The organism is Synechococcus sp. MIT S9508 (genome assembly GCF_047303045.1).
In the GTDB taxonomy this organism is placed as follows: domain Bacteria; phylum Cyanobacteriota; class Cyanobacteriia; order PCC-6307; family Cyanobiaceae; genus Synechococcus_C.
On the sequence record NZ_CP138941.1, the window covers coordinates 842,033 to 861,654 of the forward strand.

Annotated in this window: 20 protein-coding genes; 7 read left to right on the top strand and 13 right to left on the bottom strand. The window is 59.0% G+C overall.

Translation table 11 applies throughout. The features are described 5' to 3' along the window. Positions 1 to 68: 68 nt before the first annotated feature. The 3 genes from SIB42_RS04220 to SIB42_RS04230 form a co-directional block, all read right to left on the bottom strand. Positions 69 to 1,739, bottom strand: a complete 1,671-nt coding sequence (locus SIB42_RS04220; protein ID WP_067096252.1) for an NAD(P)H-quinone oxidoreductase subunit 4 — start codon at positions 1,737 to 1,739, stop codon at positions 69 to 71. A 502-nt stretch (positions 1,740 to 2,241) separates the two neighbouring features. Beyond that, positions 2,242 to 4,254: an NAD(P)H-quinone oxidoreductase subunit 5 gene (locus tag SIB42_RS04225; protein WP_067096255.1), complete on the bottom strand. Its 2,013-nt coding sequence runs from the start codon at positions 4,252 to 4,254 to the stop codon at positions 2,242 to 2,244. A gap of 34 nt (positions 4,255 to 4,288) precedes the next feature. Continuing rightward, positions 4,289 to 4,990, bottom strand: a complete 702-nt coding sequence (locus SIB42_RS04230) for an NnrU family protein (protein WP_067096369.1) — start codon at positions 4,988 to 4,990, stop codon at positions 4,289 to 4,291. A gap of 133 nt (positions 4,991 to 5,123) precedes the next feature. Here SIB42_RS04230 and SIB42_RS04235 point away from each other — a divergent pair, with 133 nt between their 5' ends. Further along, positions 5,124 to 6,128: a LysR family transcriptional regulator gene (locus tag SIB42_RS04235; protein ID WP_067096258.1), complete on the top strand. Its 1,005-nt coding sequence runs from the start codon at positions 5,124 to 5,126 to the stop codon at positions 6,126 to 6,128. Here the strand turns inward: SIB42_RS04235 and SIB42_RS04240 are convergent. Then, positions 6,119 to 6,742, bottom strand: coding sequence for a DUF3172 domain-containing protein (locus tag SIB42_RS04240; RefSeq protein ID WP_067096260.1), 624 nt, complete (start codon positions 6,740 to 6,742; stop codon positions 6,119 to 6,121). The genes SIB42_RS04235 and SIB42_RS04240 overlap by 10 nt on opposite strands. Beyond that, complete coding sequence (gene ndhM, locus SIB42_RS04245) at positions 6,739 to 7,086, bottom strand: NAD(P)H-quinone oxidoreductase subunit M (RefSeq protein WP_067096263.1); 348 nt, start codon at positions 7,084 to 7,086, stop codon at positions 6,739 to 6,741. The genes SIB42_RS04240 and ndhM overlap by 4 nt, the downstream gene beginning before the upstream one ends. 108 nt (positions 7,087 to 7,194) lie before the next feature. Between ndhM and pds the strand changes: the two genes are divergently transcribed. Both pds and SIB42_RS04255 read left to right on the top strand, forming a co-directional pair. Next, on the top strand, positions 7,195 to 8,613 hold the full coding sequence (gene pds, locus SIB42_RS04250; RefSeq protein ID WP_067096266.1) for a 15-cis-phytoene desaturase: 1,419 nt from the start codon (positions 7,195 to 7,197) through the stop codon (positions 8,611 to 8,613). A gap of 3 nt (positions 8,614 to 8,616) precedes the next feature. Beyond that, complete coding sequence (locus SIB42_RS04255) at positions 8,617 to 9,525, top strand: phytoene synthase (RefSeq protein ID WP_067096269.1); 909 nt, start codon at positions 8,617 to 8,619, stop codon at positions 9,523 to 9,525. A 66-nt stretch (positions 9,526 to 9,591) separates the two neighbouring features. On the opposite strand, the gene SIB42_RS04260 is transcribed toward SIB42_RS04255, so the two are convergent. Both SIB42_RS04260 and SIB42_RS04265 read right to left on the bottom strand, forming a co-directional pair. Continuing rightward, positions 9,592 to 10,023, bottom strand: coding sequence for an RNA recognition motif domain-containing protein (locus SIB42_RS04260; protein WP_067096372.1), 432 nt, complete (start codon positions 10,021 to 10,023; stop codon positions 9,592 to 9,594). A gap of 64 nt (positions 10,024 to 10,087) precedes the next feature. After that, positions 10,088 to 11,365, bottom strand: coding sequence for a tRNA nucleotidyltransferase (locus SIB42_RS04265; protein ID WP_067096272.1), 1,278 nt, complete (start codon positions 11,363 to 11,365; stop codon positions 10,088 to 10,090). Here SIB42_RS04265 and SIB42_RS04270 point away from each other — a divergent pair. From SIB42_RS04270 to SIB42_RS04280, 3 genes are read left to right on the top strand one after another with little or no spacing between them, the layout of a single operon-like run. Next, positions 11,364 to 11,615 (top strand): Ycf34 family protein, encoded by a 252-nt coding sequence (locus SIB42_RS04270; RefSeq protein ID WP_067096375.1) that lies wholly within the window; start codon positions 11,364 to 11,366, stop codon positions 11,613 to 11,615. The two genes, SIB42_RS04265 and SIB42_RS04270, sit on opposite strands and share 2 nt — an antisense overlap. Beyond that, the gene (tsaB, locus tag SIB42_RS04275) at positions 11,612 to 12,229 is read left to right on the top strand and encodes a tRNA (adenosine(37)-N6)-threonylcarbamoyltransferase complex dimerization subunit type 1 TsaB (RefSeq protein ID WP_067096275.1); all 618 of its coding nucleotides are present in this window, start codon (positions 11,612 to 11,614) and stop codon (positions 12,227 to 12,229) included. Before SIB42_RS04270 ends, tsaB begins: the two co-directional genes overlap by 4 nt. Next, positions 12,229 to 12,816, top strand: coding sequence for a YdcF family protein (locus tag SIB42_RS04280; RefSeq protein WP_067096277.1), 588 nt, complete (start codon positions 12,229 to 12,231; stop codon positions 12,814 to 12,816). Before tsaB ends, SIB42_RS04280 begins: the two co-directional genes overlap by 1 nt. On the opposite strand, the gene SIB42_RS04285 is transcribed toward SIB42_RS04280, so the two are convergent. The 5 genes from SIB42_RS04285 to rpaB all read right to left on the bottom strand — a co-directional run bounded on the left by SIB42_RS04285 (position 12,810) and on the right by rpaB (position 17,554). After that, complete coding sequence (locus SIB42_RS04285) at positions 12,810 to 13,472, bottom strand: lysophospholipid acyltransferase family protein (RefSeq protein ID WP_067096380.1); 663 nt, start codon at positions 13,470 to 13,472, stop codon at positions 12,810 to 12,812. The genes SIB42_RS04280 and SIB42_RS04285 overlap by 7 nt on opposite strands. 2 nt (positions 13,473 to 13,474) lie before the next feature. Next, positions 13,475 to 14,371 carry an ACP S-malonyltransferase gene (gene fabD, locus SIB42_RS04290; RefSeq protein ID WP_067096280.1) on the bottom strand — a complete coding sequence of 299 codons (897 nt, stop codon included), beginning with the start codon at positions 14,369 to 14,371 and terminating at the stop codon, positions 13,475 to 13,477. Positions 14,372 to 14,398: 27 nt separating this feature from the next. Next, positions 14,399 to 15,412: a beta-ketoacyl-ACP synthase III gene (locus SIB42_RS04295; protein ID WP_067096385.1), complete on the bottom strand. Its 1,014-nt coding sequence runs from the start codon at positions 15,410 to 15,412 to the stop codon at positions 14,399 to 14,401. Positions 15,413 to 15,480: 68 nt separating this feature from the next. Next, positions 15,481 to 16,821, bottom strand: coding sequence for a phosphate acyltransferase PlsX (gene plsX, locus SIB42_RS04300; protein WP_067096283.1), 1,341 nt, complete (start codon positions 16,819 to 16,821; stop codon positions 15,481 to 15,483). After that, positions 16,802 to 17,554: a response regulator transcription factor RpaB gene (gene rpaB, locus SIB42_RS04305; RefSeq protein ID WP_066909001.1), complete on the bottom strand. Its 753-nt coding sequence runs from the start codon at positions 17,552 to 17,554 to the stop codon at positions 16,802 to 16,804. The genes plsX and rpaB overlap by 20 nt, the downstream gene beginning before the upstream one ends. 90 nt (positions 17,555 to 17,644) lie before the next feature. Here rpaB and radA point away from each other — a divergent pair, with 90 nt between their 5' ends. Then, complete coding sequence (gene radA / locus SIB42_RS04310) at positions 17,645 to 19,039, top strand: DNA repair protein RadA (protein WP_067096285.1); 1,395 nt, start codon at positions 17,645 to 17,647, stop codon at positions 19,037 to 19,039. Between the two features lie 14 nt (positions 19,040 to 19,053). On the opposite strand, the gene SIB42_RS04315 is transcribed toward radA, so the two are convergent. Then, positions 19,054 to 19,599, bottom strand: a complete 546-nt coding sequence (locus SIB42_RS04315; RefSeq protein WP_369818455.1) for a photosystem I assembly protein Ycf3 — start codon at positions 19,597 to 19,599, stop codon at positions 19,054 to 19,056. Between the last annotated feature and the right edge of the window lie 23 nt (positions 19,600 to 19,622).

A 19,622-nucleotide genomic window follows, 5' to 3' on the forward strand; every position in this document is an offset into this window, starting at 1 on the left:
CCTGTGGCCGTCTTCAGGAAAAATACCGGTGATGGATCGACCGGGCCAGCCCCTAGCAGCGTGATTGATCAGGATCCGTTGCCAGACATCAGCTGAGGCGCTTTGAGCATGGCTGGCGCCAGGCTGCCACGCCGAATTAAAGGTGCTGTCGGTCGGCTGATCACCTCCATCGCGGCCACATCTCGGTCAACCAGTGCTTCGATCGCTGTGCGGTAGCTGTCCGTCATCAGTCGCGGATAGAGACCAATTCCGATGATCGGCACCAGCAGACAGCCGATGATGTAAATCTCGCGGGGCTCCGCATCCACCAGGTTGGTGTTGGTGGTGAGCTGAGCGTTTTCCTTGCCAAAGAAAATTTCTCTCAACATCGAGAGCAGATAGATCGGCGTCAGGATCACACCGATTGCAGCGAGTCCGTCGATCACGATCCTGAAGCTGAGTGTGTAAGCCTCGTCGGTTGCGAAGCCTGTGAACACCATCAATTCACTGACAAATCCACTCATGCCCGGGAGTGCGAGGGACGCCAGGCAGCAGACGGTCCACAGAGCAAACATGACCCGCATCTTCTGGCCCACCCCACCCATCTCATCGAGCTGCAGGGTGTGGGTGCGGTCATAGGTGGCACCCACCAGGAAAAATAGGCTGGCCCCGATCAGGCCATGGCTGATCATCTGCAACATCGCGCCACTCGTTCCTAGAGCGCTGAAACTGCCGATGCCAATCAGCACAAACCCCATATGGCTGATAGAGCTGTAGGCAATTTTTCGTTTGAGGTTGCGCTGAGCGAAGGAGGTGAGGGCTGCGTAAATGATGTTGACAACACCCAGAACGACCAAAAGTGGTGCGAACTGGGCATGCGCTTCAGGCAGCATTTCGGCGTTGAAGCGCATCAGGGCATAGCCGCCCATTTTCAGCAGGATGCCCGCCAGCAGCATGTGCACTGGAGCTGTCGCTTCACCGTGAGCATCCGGCAGCCAGGTATGCAGTGGAACGATCGGTAATTTGACTCCGAAGGCGATCAGCAGACCGGCGTAACAGAGCAACTGAAATCCTGTGCTGAAACCCTTCTGTGCCAGCACGGTGTACTCGAAGTTGGGCGTACCGCCTCCCATGAAGCCCATGGCCAGAGCCGCAAGCAGGATGAACAGCGAGCTGCCAGCCGTGTAGAGGATGAACTTGGTGGCGGCGTACTGACGCCTCTTGCCCCCCCAGATGGCCAGCAACAGATAAACAGGCAGCAGTTCCAGTTCCCAGGCCAGGAAAAATAACAGCATGTCCTGCACTGCGAACACTGCGATCTGGCCGCCATCCATGGCCAGAATCAGAAAGAAGAACAGCTTGGGTTTGAAGGTGACCGGCCATGCGGCCAGGACCGCCAGCGCGGTGATGAAGCTGGTGAGAAGGATGAGAGGCATGGACAACCCATCGGCCCCAACTGCCCACGTCAGTCCCAGATCTGGTAGCCAGCTGACCCGTTCTGAGAGCTGCAGGCCGCTGAAGCTGGGGTCATAACCGCTCAGATAGGCCCCCACCGTGATCAGAAAGGTGACGAGCGCGATGCCCAGAGCGAACCAGCGGACTTGTCGCCCTTCTCCTTGATCAGGGATGAAGGGGACGATCAACGCGCCCACGATCGGGAAAAGGATGGAAAGACTCAGCCAGGGGAACTGAGCTGGAATGATTCCTGCTGCGATATCCGCTGCAGGGTCAAAGGGAGCACTGACGGCAAACTCCAGCAACGAAAAGGCCTTTCACCACTGTTGGGAGTGTAGAAATCCTGGCTGTACTGACACTGACTCGATAGGCGTTGACACACATAAGCCGGTTGATGTGCTGATCTGCTGATCAGATCTCTCCAGAACCCTGAAGATCGGGAAAACGTTGACCGTCTCAACAACCACAACGTTTGAGGTTATTGACATGGTCGGTGCATTTATCTCCATTTCCGTGCAGCTCCCTCTTTGTCACCTTGCTGGATTCAGCACGACAAGGGCGTTGTTTTCAGAGATAAAGAACCTGTCGGTTCAGCAACAAAAAAGCTCCCTTGTTGAGGAAGCTTCACGAGTTCGAACAATCATCGAGATCTGCAGAATTCAGATCAGAAACGGAAGGAGGTCTTCACCAGGCCGCCTAAATTGATTGAAGCTTTCTTCCTGAGTTGCAGCTCCCAGAGGTCTGCTCAGCTTGAAGAAGGCATGATCCAGCCTCGATGATGAATGAGGCACTGTGTACTTGATGAGGTCAATTAATCGGGCCACCAAGCACACCAAAGAGCACCACCAGCCCAATGACACCACCAAACACGATCAGGGCGTAGAACTGGGCGCGGCCGGTTTCGAAGTATTTGAGACCTTCGCCGCTGCCCAGCGTGAGCAGGCCGGTGAGGTTCACGACGCCATCAACCACTTTGGCGTCAACTTCCAGCACCTCTCGTGCAATTTTGCGGCTGCTGCGGACGAATAGCTTGTCGTTGATGTCATCCAAATACCACTTGTTGGAAAGAAAGGCATTCACGGCTGGGAAGCGAGCTGCCACCAGTTCACCTAGATCGATTCGACGCAGGGCATAGGCGAGCACAGCCACGCTGATTCCGATCACGGAGATGGCAACTGAGGCTCCTGCCAGAGGGAGGAATTCTCCCCAACTGAAATGCTCCGCCATCTCAAGGGCTTCTTCGGGGTCAAGAAGTCCGGCAAAGCGGCTGTTCCACGGAGTACCGAGCAGACCGATCAGGACGGAGGGGACCGCGAGCACCACCAGCGGCAGGGTCATCGGCCATGGCGATTCATGCAGGCTGCCCGCATGGTGGGCATGTTCCTCATCCACAGCCTTGCCTGCGGCAGCCATCAGCTGAGCCTGCATGGCCTCATCGTTGCCGCGAAAGTCTCCCTCGAAGGTGAGGAAATAAAGCCGGAACATGTAAAACGCGGTCATGCCGGCGGTGAGAAAGCCCACCACCCAGAGGATGGGAAATGTGCCAAAGGCCTGGCCAAGAATTTCGTCTTTGCTCCAGAAACCTGCCAGCGGAGGGATGCCACTGATGGCGATGCAGCCAATCAGGAAGGTAATCGCTGTGATCGGCATCTTTTTGCGCAGACCGCCCATCAATCGCATGTCCTGGGCGAGCACAGGTTCATGTCCCACCACGTCCTCCATGGCGTGAATCACTGATCCCGACCCCAGGAAGAGCATCGCCTTGAAGAAGGCATGGGTCACCAGGTGGAACATGCCGGCAACGGGGGCTCCACAGCCCATGGCCAGCATCATGTAGCCCAGCTGGGACACGGTGCTGTAGGCCAGTCCTTTTTTGAGATCCATCTGGGTGAGGGCGATCGAGGCTCCCAGAAAGCAGGTGATCGTGCCGGTGACGGCGATGAACACGCCCACGCTCGGAAACTGGCTGTAAAGCGGTTCGAGACGTGCCACCAAAAACACGCCGGCAGCCACCATCGTGGCGGCGTGGATCAGTGCCGAGATCGGTGTTGGCCCTTCCATCGCATCCGGCAGCCAGACGTGAAGAGGGAACTGGGCCGATTTCGCCATCGGACCCATGAACACAAACAGACAGAGAAGGAGAGCTGCCCAGCCCGGCACGATGCCGTTGCTCACTCCCGCTGAAAGCCCATCGGCGATTCCCTGGAAGTCGAAACTGCCTGTGGCCCAGAACAGACCGAGGATGCCGAGCAAGAGGCCGAAGTCACCAACCCTGTTGACCACAAAAGCCTTCTGAGCGGCATGTGCTGCGCCGTCTCGGTCGTACCAGAAGCCCACCAGCAGATAGGACGACATGCCCACCAACTCCCAGAACACGTAGATCTCGAGCAGGTTGGGGCTCACCACCAGTCCAAGCATCGAACTGCTGAAGATGGCCAGGTAGGTGAAAAAGCGCACGTAGCTCTTGTCGTGCGCCATGTAGCCATGTGAGTAGATCATCACCAGCAAGGCCACAGTGGTGACCAGAGCCAGCATCACTGCGGCAAGAGGGTCGACCACATAGCCCATCGGCAGGATGAAATCCCCTGCGCTTGCCCAAATAAAAAGGTGTTCAACCGGTGGTGCTCCTCCCAGTTGCTCCAAGAGCACCGCATAACTGATCACTGCGGCAGCACCAATGCAGCTGATCAGCAGCACGGCCACCGGTTTTCGCAAACGGTTGATTGTGCGGTTGAAGCTGATCAGACCCAGACCAGTGATCAGGGCCCCGAACAAGGGCAGCACTGGAATCAACCAGGCGGAGTCGGCAGCCGAGGGCATCCAGACAAAACAGCTTATAGCGAGTGTAGGCAGCTCAGTTCAACAATTCTCCGAGACGCGAGTGCAGAAAGGCCATGCCTCCTCTGGGGATGTAGCGGTGCGCCCACCAGAACACCCCGACTGCGATGGCGATGCCCAGCTGAGCCGGTCGGACCAGCTCGCTCAACATCAGCTGTTGGCGCCCATCGATCACGGCCGCGAACGGAACCACGGATGTTTCGGCCTGAAGACTGTCGAAAGCTTCTCCAAAGCGGGCTTTGAGTCGTCGGTCGCCATGCCAGACGGCAAAGAGATGATGCGCAATCAGCCCTGCACAGGTCACCAGCATGAAGCTGCTTCCAATCCAGAGTGCATGGCTCATGCACCAGAGAATCTGACCGACAGCCTGAGGATGTCGGCTGATCCGGATGATTCCTGTGGCATAGAGACGCACCTGAGGCTTAAGCACCGCAGGGATCTCCAGCAGGTTGTAGGTGGCTGGGTAGAGGAACAGGAAACTGATCGCCGTCACAACCCAGATGGAAGGCACCATCCCTGGCACACCCTGAAGATTCCAGATCCGGATGCCGTCATAGCGGTGAGCCAGGAAGTAAGCGATCACCACAACGGCTGAGGGAATGCTCAGGGCTGCAAACACCAGTCGCCAGGCTCTCGCGCCGATCTTGGCCTCAGCCCGTGTTCGCAAGGCTGCGCCACCGCTGTGAATCACTGCGAAAACAACGAGCAACCCCAGCATCACCAGGCTGCTGTGATGGATGCCTGCTGTTGCGTCAGCCAACGAGATGCTGCGAGAGCAGTGATTCTGGCGTTCTGTAGGGAAAGGGACCCTTACAGTTTTTGGGCTTCTGCTGTTTTTCGGGCAGCTTTCCATGGCCGATCTGCCCTTCACCCTGGATCAGCTGCGCATCCTGCGGGCCATCGTCAGTGAGGGCAGTTTCAAAAAGGCAGCCGACAGTCTTTATGTGACCCAGCCGGCGGTGAGCCTGCAGATTCAGAATCTGGAGAAGCAGCTGGAGGTTGCCCTGTTCGACCGTGGCGGTCGTAAGGCTCAGCTCACAGAAGCGGGCCACCTTCTGCTCAGCTACTGCGATCGAATTCTCAGTCAGTGTCATGAGGCGTGCAGGGCGCTAGATGATCTTCACGACCTCAAGGGGGGCTCTTTGCTGGTTGGCGCCAGCCAGACCACCGGGACTTATCTCATGCCTCGCATGATCGGTTTGTTCCGCCAGAAATTCCCGGATGTGGCCGTGCAGCTGCATGTGCACAGCACCCGGCGCACCGGCTGGAGTGTCGCTAATGGACAGATCGATCTAGCGATCATCGGTGGTGAACTACCAGCTGAACTGAATGAACTGCTGCAGGTTGTGCCCTATGCCAGTGACGAGTTGGCTCTGGTGCTGCCTGTGAAGCACCCCCTCGCGCGTCTGGTGGAGCTCAGCAAGGATGACCTTTATCGGCTTGGTTTTGTGAGCCTGGATGCGCAGTCGACCACTCGCAAGATGGTTGATCAGTTGCTCGGCCGCTCCGGATTGGATGTGCAGCGGCTGCGGATAGAGATGGAACTGAACTCATTCGAAGCGATCAAAAATGCCGTTCAGGCAGGCCTGGGCGCGGCTTTCCTTCCAGTGGTCTCGATCGAGCGTGAGCTCACTGCCGGGACCTTGTTACGCCCAACCGTCGTCGACCTGCAGGTGCGTCGTCAGCTCAAGTTGATCACGAACCCATCCCGCTATTGCTCCCGAGCAGCCGAAGCCTTCCGGCGAGATGTGTTGCCGGTCTTTGCAAGTGCTGACAGTCCCTTGCGTCAGGGAAGGGCTGCCGCAGTGCCTCAGGACATCAGCTCTGAGCAAACCGGGGAGATCGATCAGAACTGATCAGCTTCCGGAGTGATTCCGACAGTGTCATCCGCCACGCCTCGGGTCAGGAACTTGTTCTGAGTGATATCAGTCTGGTAAACGCACCGCACAACAGGTTTGTCACGCACTGAGCCGATGTAGGCGAAGGTGTTCATGCGCTGTTTGCATTCTCTTTCCTGCGCTGAGGTGATAGCCCCTTCCTTGCGCAGCACCGCCCAGTTCTCTCTTCGAATCACGCATCCAGGCTGCAGGGTCGGCTGAGTGACAAAACTGCTGGATGGATTCAGCGTTGTATACATCTCGATATCCATCACAAAGGCACTGGCACCCCACTGCCTGCAGAACTCGGGATCTGGTACTGCCATGTCCAGCTGTTGTGAGCTGGCGATGTTGCCTTGGTCGCCCTGAGTGGTGCTGGTGACGGCACTGCCAATGCCGATTCCCACAATTAGAACCCCAGCCAGCACAGCAATGGTGGCCGTGTTCAAGCTCATGCCGTTGCCACCATTCTTCGGAGGTGGTGGCCCTCCGTATCCTCGGCCATCTCGACGGTCATCCCTGCGCGGCTCATCACGGCGCCGGTCACCGCTTCTCCGGTCGTAGCCGGAACGGTCGTAGGGGGATCGACTCACAGCAGTTCAGGCGTTCTGGGAAGACCCATCGAATAGTTGAGGACTCGGCAGTCGGGGTTGTAACTAAGCTTTCCGGCCTGCAGCAGCTCGCGGATGCATCCTTCGAGTTCCGTGCCGATGCGACGCAGGTTGTAGTCATTCAGAGCTTGACCGTCATGGCTCTTGACCAGTTCGCGGAAGCGTTGCTGGACAGTCTCGACGGTGCTGTCAGACCAGACGAATTCGTTGTCGGGATCCAAGTCGAGGGTGAGTTGACTCGGGTCGGCGACCAGATCACCATTCTCGACCCGCGCCGTGAATAGGCGCACGTGACGGGTGGTGCTCTTCAGCAGGGTCTCGGCCATGAATCAAGCGAAGCGATGCGAACACCGCGCAGGCGTATTGCAAGTGACTTTAGGAAGCGGAGAGGAGACCTCTCCTTTTAAGGTTGTTTTCAACTTGTGTTCAGAAGCATGCGTGTCGCCATTGCGGGGGCCGGTTTGGCAGGTCTTTCCTGCGCCAAGTATCTGGCCGATGCTGGCCATACGCCTGTCGTGGTCGAAGCTCGCGACGTGCTCGGTGGCAAGGTTGCAGCCTGGAAAGACGAGGACGGTGACTGGTATGAGACCGGGCTCCACATCTTTTTCGGGGCCTACCCGAACATGCTTCAGATCTTCAAAGAGTTGAACATCGAAGACCGGCTGCAGTGGAAGAGTCATTCGATGATCTTCAATCAGCAGGAGGAACCAGGCACTTACAGCCGCTTTGATTTTCCTGATCTGCCAGCCCCTGTGAATGGTGTGGCCGCGATCCTGGGAAACAACGACATGCTGAGCTGGCCAGAGAAAATCAGCTTCGGCCTAGGCCTCGTGCCTGCGATGCTTCGGGGGCAGGGGTATGTCGAAGAGTGCGACAAGTATTCCTGGACCGAGTGGCTGCGGGTCCACAACATTCCCGAACGGGTGAACGATGAAGTGTTCTTAGCGATGAGCAAGGCGCTGAATTTCATCGACCCCGATGAAATCTCCGCCACGGTTGTGCTCACAGCCCTCAATCGTTTTCTGCAGGAGAAGAACGGCTCCAAAATGGCTTTCCTCGATGGAGCACCGCCGGAGAGGCTCTGCCAGCCGATGGTGGAGCACATCGAATCGCTTGGCGGTGAGGTTCACCTCGATTGCCCGCTGCGTGAAATCAAGCTCAATGACGATGGCTCTGTGGCTGCCTTCCACATCGGTGGCATCAAGGGCAAGGAGAGCTTCGATCTCACCGCCGATGCCTACGTCAGTGCTCTACCAGTGGACCCTTTCAAGTTGCTGCTCCCGCAGCCTTGGAAGCAGATGGACGTTTTCAAAAAGCTCGACGGCCTGCGTGGAGTGCCGGTGATCAACCTGCATCTCTGGTTCGATCGCAAGCTCACCGATATCGATCACCTGCTGTTCAGCCGCTCGCCACTGCTCAGCGTCTACGCCGACATGAGCATCACTTGCAAAGAGTACGAAGACCCTGATAAGTCGATGTTGGAGCTCGTGTTCGCTCCTGCCAAAGACTGGATCGGACGTTCAGATGAAGAGATCATCGAGGCCACGATGGGTGAACTCACCAAGTTGTTCCCCATCCACTTCGGTGGAGATAACCCCGCCACGCTGCGGAAATTCAAGGTGGTGAAGACACCTCTGTCGGTGTACAAAACCACGCCTGGTTGCCAGCAGCTTCGTCCGGATCAGACCACGCCGATCAAAAACTTTTTCCTGGCGGGCGATTACACAATGCAGCGCTATCTCGCATCCATGGAAGGTGCAGTTCTCAGCGGCAAACTCTGTGCAGGGGCGGTGGACCGTAAGAGCGATCAACTGGCATCATCGTCTCCAGCCATCGAGCCGGTTTCGGCCTGAGACATGCCTCTCGCAGCTCCGGACCTCGACGCAGCCTTCGAGGCCTGTCGTCGGGAGACCGCCGAGTGGGCCAAAACGTTCTATCTCGGAACGCTGCTGCTCCCCCATGAGAAGCGTCGGGCAATCTGGGCGATCTACGTCTGGTGCAGACGTACCGATGAGCTCATGGATAGTCCTGAGGCTCAGGCTCGTCCTGTGGAAGAGCTGGCCGATCGTCTGAATCGCTGGGAGTTGAAAACCCGCGACCTGTTCAAGGGACAGGTCGCGGATGAGCTCGATGCGGTGATGGTCGACACGCTCGAGCGTTTTCCTCAGAGCATTCAGCCCTATCTCGACATGATCGAGGGACAGCGCATGGATCTCACCTGGACTCGCTACCCCCGTTTCGACGATCTCAGGTTGTACTGCTACAGGGTTGCAGGAACAGTTGGCCTGATGACTCAGGGGGTCATGGGTTTGGATCAGGCTTACAGCTCTGCGCCTTGGAGCGATCGTCCTGATACGTCAGATGCCGCAGTTGCCCTTGGAATCGCCAACCAGCTCACCAATATTCTTCGTGATGTGGGAGAAGATCGCGGTCGTGGTCGGATCTATCTGCCGTTGGAAGATCTTGAGCACTTCGGATATTCCGAAGATGACCTGATGGCAGGTCGAATCAATCAGGCCTGGAAGGATCTCATGGCGTTTCAGCTGAGCCGCGCTCGTGCGTGGTTTGATCGCTCTGAGGCTGGAGTGCGCTGGTTGTCCCGCGATGCTCGATGGCCAGTCTGGACATCCCTTCGCCTCTACAGGGGGATTCTGGATGTGATCGAGCGCCACGATTACGATGTCTTCAACAAGCGCGCCTACGTGGGAAAGTTCAACAAGTTCCTTGATCTTCCTCGCTCTTTTGTCCTCGCTCAGTCTCGCTAATCGTCTTAGGCCAAAAAAACCGGTCATGTCAGATGACCGGTGATGCTGATCAGATGAAACGACTGTTCAGACAGCCGTTTTCTGATTTCCAAGAAGTTCCTTGAGCTTGGAAAGTTCACCTGCCCAGCGGGGATCTGGTGCCTCTTCGGCTTTGGCATCACTGTGAACAACCTTGTTGACAGCTTTGCGAGCTGAGCCCGGTGCATGGCCACTGGCCTGTCCGCGTCGCCCACCGCCGCCGGCATTGCTGTCGCGTCGCTCCGAGCGTTCGACACGGAGTGAATTCCCTCCGAGTTCCTTGCCGTTGAACTGCTCAATCACGGCATCAGCGACTTTTTCGTCGTCGACGTTCGCGAAGCCGAAGCCCCTGCAGGCACCGGTTTCACGGTCGAGAACGGCCTTGAAGCGAATTCCCTCCCCAACGCTGGTGAGCTGAGCTTCAAGCTCTTTGCTCTCAAAATTCTGCGGCAGATTGCCGATGTAAAGACGCACGCTCATGAAACGGGGAAGGGAAACGGAAGACTGCGTGTCAGGCCGATCGTTGTCGTCACTGCAAGGGCAGTTAATCACAGGACCCATCCAGGTCTGTCTGAACCTCTTGGTGGAACAACCAGGATCGGGCTGCGTTCAGCGCCTGCTCGCGAGTTGATACTCGACCATAAGCGTGCTCAAGGCTCAAGTGTTGAATCAGAGCGCCCAGAGTGGGGCCAGGCGAGATCTGGAGGGTTTCCTGCAGGTCTGTGCCATTGAGTGGTGGCCGTGGATGGAAGAGGGGGTCCTGGGGGTCTCTCCAGCGCTCCAGCCATGACTGCTGTAGTGCTGCGGGCCAAGTAAGGATGAGCGCAGGTAAATCTTGCTCAAGATCCATGTGGAGCCGTAATCGTTCTGGCTCCGTTAAGGCATCGGGACAAGGACATCCCCCGCTGGCTGTTGAACGCTTGATCCAGTAACGCAGTCGTTCACAGCGCTGCAGCTGTCGGCGACTGAAACGAAGCTCTTTCAGTCCGGTATCCGGCAGCAGCCTGGTGATCCTTGCGAGCGGCAGGGCTTGCTGGCGTTCGCTGTCTGTGAGCAGTTCGCTTGTATTTGCCGTCCCGAGCGGTTGTTGATCACCAGGGGCTGAGCTCTGCCTCGTCCAGGGCTTCAAAAGCTCCAGTTCCAGAAGAGTCGCCATGGCGCGGTCGGCAGCAGGTGCTGCCACAAGCCGCAGCAGTTCAGCCTGCATTCGTTCCGGCGCTGCACGGGGAAGCAGGGAACGGTTGCGGTGCAGCATCTTCAGCGTCTGAGCGTCCAGGCGCATATTCAGTTCCGCGATCAGGCGCAGGCCTCGCAACAAACGCAGGGGATCCGCCTGAAGATTGGCTTCGTTAACCGCGACCACCCTGGCGTCCTGCAGATCCTCAAGACCACCTGTGGGATCGAGCAGCCTTGGGGTGCCGTCAAAGCTGAGGGCAATGGCATTCAGCCGGTAATCGCGACGGTTCAGATCGTCCTCCAGCGTCTTCCCTTCCTGTCGGGCCAGATCGATCGTCCATCCCCCCAGCACGAGGCGGGCCATGTCCCGTTGCTCATCAAGGACAACACAGGCCCCGCCAAGCTTCTGCGCCAGCTGTCGTGTGCTCTTGAGGGCGTTGTCCGGCACCACCAGGTCCAGGTCAGGAGCATCAGAAAGCCTGTCTAGGAGTGCATCGCGAACGGCCCCTCCCACCAGCACTGATCCCATCGGGAGCTCTGTGGGCCGCACCGGCCAGCTCTCTGGTTTCAAACGCTGCCAGATGATTTCAGCCAGCCTGCCGCGATCTCCCGTCAGAATGGATGACGAACTGGAGCGGGGGGGCATGTGCATCTGTGTGGACTGCCGCTGGGTGGACCGCTGTCAGGCCTATCACGCTGTGGAGCGTCAGCATGGTGCCCCCCATCTCGCTGAGACACCTGATCTGAAGCCTGCGGATCCTCGAATCCACATCAGCGTGATGGACTTGCCGGCCGGGCAGGTCGGTGTCGAATGGGATGTGCGTGGCTGTGGATCGTTTCAACTGGATCAAGGGCGTTGGAGTCGACTCAGGCCGGGTGAGGAGGTGCCTACATGAGCGACTGGCTGCTCGCTCTGCACAGCTCCACAGAAACTCTTGGGATCGCACTGGTGGCTGCAGAGGCCCCCATCGGGGAAGCCCGCGTGATGTGTCGTTCGCTTGGACGCGCGCTCACCAATGAGCTGGTGATCTCGCTGCAGCAGCTGTTGCCCGCTGATCATTGGGCAGATATCAGAAGGCTTGCCGTGGCAACAGGACCGGGCGGATTCACAGGTACCCGTCTCACTGTTGTTTTGGCCAGGACGCTGGCTCAGCAGTTGGGGACACCACTGCACGGTGTAAGCAGTTTCGCCTTAATGGCTCCAAGGCTTCATCAACAGCTGCCGGAGCTGCAGCGCGACCAGCCGTTTTCGATTGTGCAGACCCTGCCCCGTAGGAGACAGGTCGCTGGCCGCTACAGGATTGTGAAGGCCAAGGTGGAGGAACTGGAATCCCCTCGCTTGCTCAGCGAGCGCGATCAGCCTGCGCCAGCTGTTGAGATGGCTATTGATGTTCCTGCAGATGTGCGGCAACTACTGCGCTACTGCCGTGAGTGTCATGACCGAGACCTTCCAGGTCCATGGGACCCGGTCCTGCCGATCTATCCCACTTCCCCTGTGGGGCCAGTCTGATGGGGTTTGGTGGTCGCTCGCTGCTGCTCTGTGCAGCCGTTCTGACCGGAGCCGCTTTAGCTGGTCCACTGCGCCCCTTCGCGGAAGCTGCTCTCACGAATCATCAGCCCCAGCACATTCTGGTGCTCGGTGGCGATGCTGATCGTGAGCGGATGGGTCTGCATCTGGCGCGCCGGATGAACCTGCCTCTGGTCGTGAGCGGGGGTACCAACCCTGAATATGCCCAGTCTCTGGTGCGTGATGCAGGTCTCACGCAGGACCGGGTTCGATTGGATTACAGGGCGAAGGACACGCTCGGAAATTTCACGTCGCTGGTGGACGAACTGCAAAGGGATGGGGTGCATCATCTGTTGCTGGTCACCAGCGAAGACCATCTGCCACGGGCGATGGCTGTTGGCGGCATCGTTGCTGGCAGCCGTGGTATTCGGCTGACAGGTGTTCCAGTCAGCTGTCGGCCCCAATGCCTTGATGAAAGCCTGAGCAAGCGTGTTGGAGATGGATTGCGTGCGGCTGCCTGGGTAATCACAGGTCGGGATTTCAAGCCATGGGCTCGAAGACACTGGCCTCAGCTGTTCAGCGCTCAATAATCGAGCAGGGCGTTGATCCGTCGTTGCAGTTCGCGTGTCGTCGCCTCCAGGTCCGGTTTTCGCCTGCTGTTTGGTGCGGGAATGGGCGTGCCAATTCGCATCTCAAGCTTCACCAAGCGCGGCAGATTGCGACCTGTACCCAGGGCTCTGTGGCTGTTGAGGATGGCGACTGGCAGAAGCGGAGCTCCTGACCTCGCCGCCAGCAGAGCTGCGCCCGGCATGGGCTGGTTCACGCGACCATCCGACTGTCGGGTTCCGTCGAGAAAGACGCCGATGGCCCAGCCTTCGTTGAGTCTGGCGGTGGCTGTGCGAATGGCTTCACGATCGCTCGCTCCACGCTTGACCGGGTAGGCGCCGCAGGCTCGGATCAGATGGCCAAGGATCGGGATTCGGAACAGCTCGGCTTTGGCCATGAACGACACCGGTCGTCCCAGAGCATGGCCAAGCAAGGGTGGATCGAGATGCGATCCATGGTTCGCCACAACAACCAGGGGGCCGTCCATCGGCACGTTGCTGTTGCCGCGGGTGCGTCCGCGGAACAGCATCCTGAACACTGGAAACACCAGCAGCCCACTGACCAGTCTGTAGGTGAGGCTTGGACGCGGCGCCTTCAGTGGCTGCAGGTCGCTGGTGTTGGTTGCAAGGTTGCTGCTCACATTCACAGACCCAGGTCGCCAACGCTTGCAAGCTGCGACGTGGTGACCCCTTTCATGGCACGTTTGGCCAGACCGCTGAGCACGTTGCCAGGACCGATTTCAACCAGGGTGTCCACTCCCGATGAGGTCATTGCCGCCATCGTTTCCCGCCAACGCACGCCAGTGGTCATCTGGCGACGCAGTCGTTGCTTCAGCTCACCGGCATCGCGGCTGGGGGTGGGGTCGGTGTTGCTGAACACCGGGAAGCGCGCATCTGCGAAGGCCACACTGTCGAGATGGGACGCGAAGGCATCTGCCGCCTTCGCCATAAAGGGGGAATGAAAGGCTCCGGAGACGGCGAGGGGAATGGCTCGTTTGCAGGTGAGTGCTTCACTCAGCGCGTTCACCGCCTCTGGGCTGCCTGACAGCACGACCTGGGCATCACTGTTGTCATTGGCAATCACCACACCTTCAGTGGCATCCACAAGGGTCTCAAGTTGGCTGCGGTCAAAACCGATCACTGCCGTCATCGCGCCTCCTCCTGCACTCGCCATCAGCTCCGATCGGCGTTGCATCAGCTCCAGGCCGGTGGCGGCATCGAACACACCAGCCGCGTAAAGCGCCACCAGCTCGCCAAGGCTGTGTCCGGCCACCAGGTCGGGTTGCCTGCCCTGGCGCAGCAACTCATCCACAATCAGCGATTCCACCGCAAACAGAGCCGGCTGGGTGTTGCGGGTGTCGTTTAAATCGGAGGGGCTGTCAGCATCTGAGCCTTCACCCCGGCAGATCTTGAGAAGGTCTCTGCCAAGTAGGTTCGATGCCAGAGCGAAGCGTTCCTCCGCGCCAGGCAGGCTGAGGACGGGGTCGGCCATGCCGGTTTTCTGAGACCCCTGACCGGGGAACACCCAGGCGATCGACATTCACAGTGGCGCAACGGTGTTGGGAGCCTAGGCGGGACCCTGCCAGCGCAATAGGGCTGCTCCCCAACTCAGACCAGCTCCAAAACCACTGCTTGCTAGGAGGTGTCCAGGCTGGATTTTGCCGTCCCGCACGGCTTCATCAAGAACCAGAGGGATGGTTGCCGCTGAGGTGTTGCCGTAGTGCGCCAGGTTGCTCAGCACTTTGGCCCTGGGAATCGCAAAGCGATCGGCGACGGCATCGAGGATGCGCTGATTGGCTTGATGCAGGAGCAGCCAGTCGATTGTTTCAGGGCTAACCGCACAGCGTTCAAGCAGGCATTCCAAGACCGCCGGCACTTCGCGCACGGCGAATTTGTAGACCTCCTGACCATTCATCTCGATCGGTCGGTAGCCACCCCGACGATGGCGAGCATCGTCTGCCAAGGGTGCATCGCTGTCGATAGCAGGCAGGTTCAGCACCCCACCGCGGGCCCCATCACTGCGCACCAGAAACCCCAGGAGTCCGTCGTCATCGCTGGCTTCAAGGGCGACAGCGCCGGCACCATCGCCGAACAGCACACAGCTGCGGCGGTCATCCCAGTCCACGAAACGGCTCAACTGATCAGCACCGATCACAAGAGCCCGTCGCATGGCGCCTGTGCGCAGATACTGAGCGGCCGTCACCAGCGAAAACAGAAAACCGCTGCAGGCGGACGTGAGATCAAAAGCCACGGCATTCGAAGCGCCCAGTGCGGCCTGTACTGCCGGGGCTGAGCCAAACAGATCATCTGGCGTTGAGGTCGCCAGCAAAACCAAGTCGAGGCTGTTAGCGGACCAACCGGCCATCTCCAGAGCCGATCGTCCGGCATCAGCTGCAAGGTCGCTCAGGCGTTGATCTGGACTGCTCACCCGTCGCGTGGAGATGCCTGTACGGCTGCGGATCCATTCATCGCTGGTTTCCACACGCTGACCCAGCTGATGGTTGGTGATCACCTGGGCTGCCTGGGCGCTGCCGCTGCCGATCAGAGCGACGCCTCGAGAGTGCGGTGATGCTCCAGCCAAAAGAGGGTCCAAGCAGTGGCGTCAGTCAATCACAGTCCGCCAGAACGCCTGTCAGGCAAGGGGGTTGATCATGCTCGCGAGGTGGTTTTAGCTCCCAGCTGGGCGAGATGATCCATCACGCCATGACTGGCGGCGGAATGGGCCAGTCGCAAGGCGCTGACAACTGACAAGGCTTTGCTGCTGCCGTGGCCGATCACGCAGATGCCGTTCACGCCCAGCAGCAGTGCTCCTCCATGTTCGGCATGGTCCAACCGCTTTTTGATGCGCTTGAGGTTGCTGCGCAGGAAGGCGGACCCCACCTTGCCTCGACGTCCACGTGGCAGTTCGGCTCTGAGGACGCCAAGCAGCACGCTGCCAACCGATTCAAGGAACTTGAGCAGAACATTGCCTGTAAAGCCGTCACAGACCACCACATCGAACTCTCCCGACAGCACATCTCGCCCCTCACAGTTGCCGGCGAAGTGCAGACGTGATTCTTCGATGAGCAGCTCATGGGTGCGCACGGAAAGATCGTTGCCCTTGCATTCCTCCTCGCCGATGTTGAGCAGTCCGATCCTGGGTTGGTTCACCTGCAGCACATCTCTGCTGTAGATGTCTCCTAGCAAGGCGAACTGGTGCAGGTAGGAGGGCTTGCAATCCATGTTGGCTCCCACGTCGAGTACCAGTACTGGCTGGCCGGGATCTTTGGTGGGAAACAGGGCACCGATGGCGGGTCGGTCGATGCCGGCCAGTCGTCCCAGCCGGAAGATGGCTGAAGCCATCACAGCCCCGGAGTTGCCTGCGGAGTAAACGGCTTGGGCCTCGCCTCGCTTCACGAGATCCATGGCCACGTTGATGCTGGCGTCGCGTTTGCGTCGCACCACCGTGGCCTCCTCATGCATTTCAACGGAGGGGCCGCTGGTGATCAGTTCCAGCCGGCCTGCATCAAGCGCGGCATTCAATGCGTCATCAAGGCCTGCAGCGGTGGCAGCTTCCAGCACCCGGTCCATTTCGCCGACGAAGCGGATTTTCACGGCCAGCCGTTCGATGGCCTGGAGGCATCCCTCCAAAATCGGCACAGGAGCGTTGTCACCCCCCATTCCGTCCACGGCCACCCACACACGGTCGCGGTCGTCGATCTCGAGTTCTTCGCCCGGGATCCCGCCCTGAAGGCGTCGGAGGGGATCCATCACGGGTTGCAGCACGGAGCCGGCCATGCTGCCGGCGCTGTTCACCACAGTTCCCGCCATGGAGGTGACGGAACCTGCCACATTCCCGGCGGCATTCGCTGACGTGGTTGCAGTGTCCATCAGGGTGGTCACTGCAGCATTGCGCCGATACCAAATCACAAGGCGTCGAACAGCCTTGGATCGGCGGGCTTTGATCCTCGGCGCAGCGTCCGGGGTGAGGTCAGGATCCTTCGGAGGCAACAGAATCGACGATGCGCTGGAACAAGTAGCCGGTGCCGCGAGCCGTGAGGATCAGCTCGGGGTTGGCCGGGTCGTCTTCCAATTTGGAACGAAGACGTGAGATATGAACATCCACGACCCGGGTGTCGACGTGGCGTTCAGGGGTGTAACCCCATACCTCCTTCAGGATCTCACCGCGGCTGAACGGTTCGCCTGATCGGCTGACGAGCAGTTCAAGCAGACTGAATTCCATCCCGGTGAGACGGATGCGCTCATCGTTGCGGAACACCTGCCGCTTGTTGGTGTCGATCTTCAGGTCTGAGACCTGGATCACACCAGAGTTGGGGATGCCGGCAGCGTGCTCTTTTTCCACGCGGCGCAAAACGCAGCGGATCCGAGCCTCAAGCTCCTTCGGACTGAAGGGTTTGATCACATAGTCGTCCGCCCCGAGCTCCAGGCCTGTGATCCGGTCAGCGACATCGCCGAGAGCTGTAAGCATCACGATCGGAACATCCGACTCCTTGCGCAGTTCCTGACAGACCCCGTAGCCATCGAGCTTGGGCATCATCACGTCGAGTACGACCAGATCCGGGTTGCATTCCTGGAAGCTTTCCAGGGCCTCGGTTCCGTCGCAGGCCGTGACGACGTTGTACCCGATCATCGAGAGCCGGGTTTCGAGGATCCTGCGGATACTGGCCTCGTCATCCACTACGAGGATGGTTTCCTTAGAGGTGGAGGGTGCTGAGGCCGTCATATCGCCGGCAAGGAGCGAAGATAGTGCTCACAAATAGGTGATTAGCGGGTTCAGTCGTTCACGTAGCGCCAACTTTCTTCATCATTCGACGTGCCCCGATCGGCCAATCTCTACGTCTGTCAGAGCTGTGGTGCCCAGACACGGCAGTTCTTTGGGCGGTGCAGCAGCTGCGGTAGCTGGAATTCTTTGGTGGAGCAATCGGCGCCCAAGGACGACGGCCGCCGCCGTCGCTCCGGGGCCGATCCCACCGCCGCACCGAAGGCGCGTCGATCCACGTCAATGGCATCCCTCGGCGATCAGCCCCTTCAGCGCATCGGCAGTGGTTACGGGGAGCTCAATCGCGTTCTTGGCGGCGGACTGGTCCCTGGATCACTGGTACTGGTGGGGGGGGATCCTGGGATCGGCAAGAGCACACTGTTGTTGCAGAGCGCATCAGCCATTGCACGGGATCGTGTGGTGCTCTATGTGAGTGCCGAAGAATCTGCACAGCAGGTCAAGCTCCGCTGGCAGCGGCTCACTGCTGACATCAGTGATCTGCAATTGCTGGCGGAGACGGATCTGGAGCTGGTTCTGCAGGAACTAGAAGCTCTGAGGCCAGATGTGGCCGTCATTGACAGCATCCAGGCCTTGCACGATGCCGAACTCTCCAGTGCACCTGGTTCCGTTGCTCAGGTGAGGGAATGTGCGGCTGCCCTGCAGAGACTGGCGAAGCGTCAGAACACCGCGCTGCTGCTTGTGGGCCATGTCACGAAGGAAGGCGCGCTTGCCGGTCCAAAGGTGCTGGAACACTTGGTGGATGCGGTGCTCACCTTCGAGGGAGATCGTTTCGCCAGCCATCGCCTGCTTCGGGCTGTCAAAAACCGGTTTGGTGCCACCCATGAGCTGGGGGTGTTTGAGATGCGTGGTCAGGGCCTAGAGGAGGTTGGGAATCCCAGTGAGCTATTCCTCAGTGGTGAGCGGGCCAATGGTGTGGCAACGATCGTTGCTTGTGAAGGCACCCGGCCGTTGGTGGTCGATCTGCAAGCGCTAGTCAGTGCCACCAGCTATGCCAGTCCCCGAAGGACTGCCACCGGTATCGCCGTCAACCGTCTGCATCAGATCCTGGCCGTGCTCGAAAAGCACATGGGCCTGCCACTCTCAAGGTTCGATTGCTATTTGGCCGTGGCTGGTGGCCTGGATGTGGAGGAGCCCGCGGCAGACCTGGGAGTGGCCGCGGCGGTGGTGGCCAGTTTCAGAGATCTGACTCTGCCGGCCGGCACCGTCCTGCTCGGGGAACTTGGCCTGGGAGGTCAGTTGCGACCGGTGGGCCAGCTCGAGTTGCGGCTGCAGGAGGCTGTTCGTCTGGGCTTCAGACGAGCCGTCGTGCCTCGTGGGAGTGGCCTGGGTCCGGTCGCTTCTGGTTTAGATTTAGACCTGATGGAGGCGGGGTCCATCACAGAAGCCCTCGTGTTGGGCCTCGGGGTGAACCCTGAGGAGGAGGCCTGAGCCCCTGGGTCGCCTCAGAAGTAGACGTCGACATTGCTGCGGCCACTGGATTTGAGCCAGTTCTCGATGTCGAGATAGCCCCCTGGATTCAGACGCACTGCCTGCGTCCAGGCTTCAGCGGCTTTGTCGAGCCAGACGTCTGCTTCATCGCGGCGACCTTCTTCTTCGGCAATTCGTCCGCGTTTTTCGTAGATCAGCCCCATGTTTTTGAGACACGACGGCTGTTTGGGATTTTCATCAAGAGCCTGTTGATAGGTCTCGATGGCCCTGTCTTCTTCGCCGTTGCTCATATAGATGATCGCCATGTTCTTGAGGGTTTCTCCACGATCGATCGGGTTCTCCTCGAGCTTGAGGCTCTCCTCATAGTTCTCGAGGGCTTCGGCGTAATCACCGTCGTTCTGCGCAGACAGTCCGTCGCGGTAGTACACATAGGCCTCCTTGGCCCGGGCATTGATCGGCAGCAGCTTCACAATCAGGTCGGCCATGACCGTGAAGCTCTTGTCGATGAAGTTGTCGTTGCGGTTGCTGCGTGGCACGGAAAGCCGGACGGATGAAACCATCCTGAACCCAACAGGTGCTGCCT

Excerpts from the sequence above, each read along its gene's own strand:
- SIB42_RS04260 (WP_067096372.1), bottom strand. The coding sequence starts at position 10,023 with ATGAGCGTGCGTCTTTACATCGGCAATCTGCCGCAGAATTTTGAGAGC.
- tsaB (WP_067096275.1), top strand. The coding sequence starts at position 11,612 with ATGAGCGACTGGCTGCTCGCTCTGCACAGCTCCACAGAAACTCTTGGG.
- SIB42_RS04315 (WP_369818455.1), bottom strand. The coding sequence starts at position 19,599 with ATGGTTTCATCCGTCCGGCTTTCCGTGCCACGCAGCAACCGCAACGAC.
- SIB42_RS04230 (WP_067096369.1), bottom strand. The coding sequence starts at position 4,990 with ATGCTGGGGTTGCTCGTTGTTTTCGCAGTGATTCACAGCGGTGGCGCA.
- SIB42_RS04265 (WP_067096272.1), bottom strand. The coding sequence starts at position 11,365 with ATGCCCCCCCGCTCCAGTTCGTCATCCATTCTGACGGGAGATCGCGGC.
- SIB42_RS04280 (WP_067096277.1), top strand. The coding sequence starts at position 12,229 with ATGGGGTTTGGTGGTCGCTCGCTGCTGCTCTGTGCAGCCGTTCTGACC.
- SIB42_RS04225 (WP_067096255.1), bottom strand. The coding sequence starts at position 4,254 with ATGCCCTCGGCTGCCGACTCCGCCTGGTTGATTCCAGTGCTGCCCTTG.
- ndhM (WP_067096263.1), bottom strand. The coding sequence starts at position 7,086 with ATGGCCGAGACCCTGCTGAAGAGCACCACCCGTCACGTGCGCCTATTC.
- SIB42_RS04235 (WP_067096258.1), top strand. The coding sequence starts at position 5,124 with ATGGCCGATCTGCCCTTCACCCTGGATCAGCTGCGCATCCTGCGGGCC.
- rpaB (WP_066909001.1), bottom strand. The coding sequence starts at position 17,554 with ATGACGGCCTCAGCACCCTCCACCTCTAAGGAAACCATCCTCGTAGTG.
- SIB42_RS04255 (WP_067096269.1), top strand. The coding sequence starts at position 8,617 with ATGCCTCTCGCAGCTCCGGACCTCGACGCAGCCTTCGAGGCCTGTCGT.
- SIB42_RS04270 (WP_067096375.1), top strand. The coding sequence starts at position 11,364 with ATGTGCATCTGTGTGGACTGCCGCTGGGTGGACCGCTGTCAGGCCTAT.
- pds (WP_067096266.1), top strand. The coding sequence starts at position 7,195 with ATGCGTGTCGCCATTGCGGGGGCCGGTTTGGCAGGTCTTTCCTGCGCC.
- fabD (WP_067096280.1), bottom strand. The coding sequence starts at position 14,371 with ATGTCGATCGCCTGGGTGTTCCCCGGTCAGGGGTCTCAGAAAACCGGC.